Source organism: Mesorhizobium sp. M1E.F.Ca.ET.063.01.1.1 (genome assembly GCF_003998155.1).
GTDB lineage: Bacteria > Pseudomonadota > Alphaproteobacteria > Rhizobiales > Rhizobiaceae > Mesorhizobium.
On the sequence record NZ_RZSC01001006.1, the window covers coordinates 1 to 1,761 of the forward strand.

General features: G+C 61.5%; 2 protein-coding genes. One reads left to right on the forward strand and one right to left on the reverse strand.

The window, feature by feature from the left end; all coding sequences use genetic code 11:
- Positions 1-676 (reverse strand): DUF4424 family protein (locus EOA29_RS35355; protein ID WP_127222319.1); only part of this gene is annotated, 676 nt, incomplete at its 3' end.
- A gap of 247 nt (positions 677-923) precedes the next feature.
- Here EOA29_RS35355 and cobF point away from each other — a divergent pair.
- Positions 924-1,688, forward strand: a complete 765-nt coding sequence (gene cobF, locus EOA29_RS35360) for a precorrin-6A synthase (deacetylating) (protein ID WP_126093142.1) — start codon at positions 924-926, stop codon at positions 1,686-1,688.
- The last annotated feature ends 73 nt before the right edge of the window (positions 1,689-1,761 follow it).

Here is a 1,761-nt window from a genome sequence, read left to right on the forward strand (position 1 = left end):
GCCCCTGAAATTTGCCTTCATAATAGAAGCTGACCGATGACGTGCCGCCGACGCTGGGCTTGTAGCGGTGCGAAACATGGACGGCCTTGTTGGCCGGAAAGGTCGAGCGCCACCAATAGGTCGAGCGCAACTGCCAGAACGGCGCGTAGGTGGTTTGCATGCCCGAGCCGTCATCGGCGGTATCCTCGATGATGATGCCGCGGTTTTCCCAATCCTCGGCGACGTCCTTGGGCAGCTTCGCCAGCGCCGCCTTGGCGGCATCGCCGAACGGATAGAGCGGAACCTTCTGCGCCTTGAGGTCGGCCGTGATGTCGATACCCAGCGCAAACGCCCTTTGCTCGAGCTGAGGCTTCGCGTCGACGCCGTCGATCGTCACCTCGAAGCCGAGGAAATTGTCGCTCTGCGCTTCCGGGATCGCGGGCATCTCGTTCGGATCGCCCTCGATGTCAGGCATCGGGAAAGCGACGATGGAGCTGACGTCCTTGTCGGTGTTGTTGCGGAAGACGTAGTCGACCGTCACCTTCTCCGGCGAGATGAAGAGGTCCTCGCTTTCCATGGCAACCGCATCGCTGCGCGACAGGATCAGCCCGCCGGTGCCGAGCTCGGCGACGGAATCGTTGGCGAAGGCCGGCGCGGCCAACAATGCCAGCGCTGCGGTCAGGACAGTGCGGAACATGTATCCCCCTCTCGACGGCAAACCGGGATCATCCGGATGCGCTTCCATCTAGAGCAATTCCGGGGAAAGTGTGTAGCGGTTTTCCGTCCGGAATTGCGTAAAACAATAGCTAGAGCAGTTCAGCATTTCTTCCAAACGATGGACTGCTCCAGGCTTTTCAATGGGGCGTTTCAAAGCCCTTTGCACTGGCATCCGTCTGCCCACGCCTGTCTGGACACCGCGCCCTTGATCGGGCAGGAGAACGCGTATGCGTAAGCTTCTCGTCATCGGCATCGGCGCCGGCAATCCGGAACATTTGACCGTCCAGGCCATCAACGGCCTGAACCGGGCCGATGTGCTGTTCATTCCGGACAAAGGCGCCAAAAAGAACGATCTAGCGGAACTGCGCCGGCAGATCTGCGACCGCTTCGTCACCAACCCGAAGTCGCGCCGCGTCGAATTCGATGTGCCGGTTCGGGCGGAGCCGACATCGTCCTATCGCGTGACCGTCGACGACTGGCATGAGGCGATTGCCGAAATCTATGAGGGGCTGATCCGCGACGAGCTCGCTGAAGACGGCTGCGGCGCCTTCCTGATCTGGGGCGACCCCTCTCTTTATGACAGCGCGCTGCGCATCCTGGAGCGCGTGCGCCTCAGAGGCAATGTCGATTTCAAGCTCGAAGTCATCCCAGGCATCACCGCGATCCAGGCGCTCGCCGCCGCCCACGCGACCGCGCTCAACCGCATTGGCGATTCGATCCTGGTCACCACCGGCCGCCGCCTCACTGAGGAAGGCCTGCCCGCGAATGCCGGCTCGACGGTGGTCATGCTCGACGGCAAATGCGCCTTCAACACGCTGGCCGAAAAGGATGTCTTAATCCAGTGGGGCGCCTATCTCGGCACGCCGGACGAGATCATCGTCTCCGGACGCCTCGGCGATGTCGGCGCCGAGATCGAGAAAGTGCGCGAGGAAGCCCGCCGGAAAAAGGGCTGGATCATGGACACCTATCTGCTGAGGAAGCCAGGGCAGTAAGGGAGTAAGGGAGTAAGGGAATAGGGCGTGGTCGATTTCTTGCGCGTTGAGCAGCGCTGAGACATCATTCCCC

Bases quoted from the DNA above. Each gene is read 5' to 3' on its own strand.
- cobF (WP_126093142.1), top strand. From the start codon at position 924: ATGCGTAAGCTTCTCGTCATCGGCATCGGCGCCGGCAATCCGGAACAT.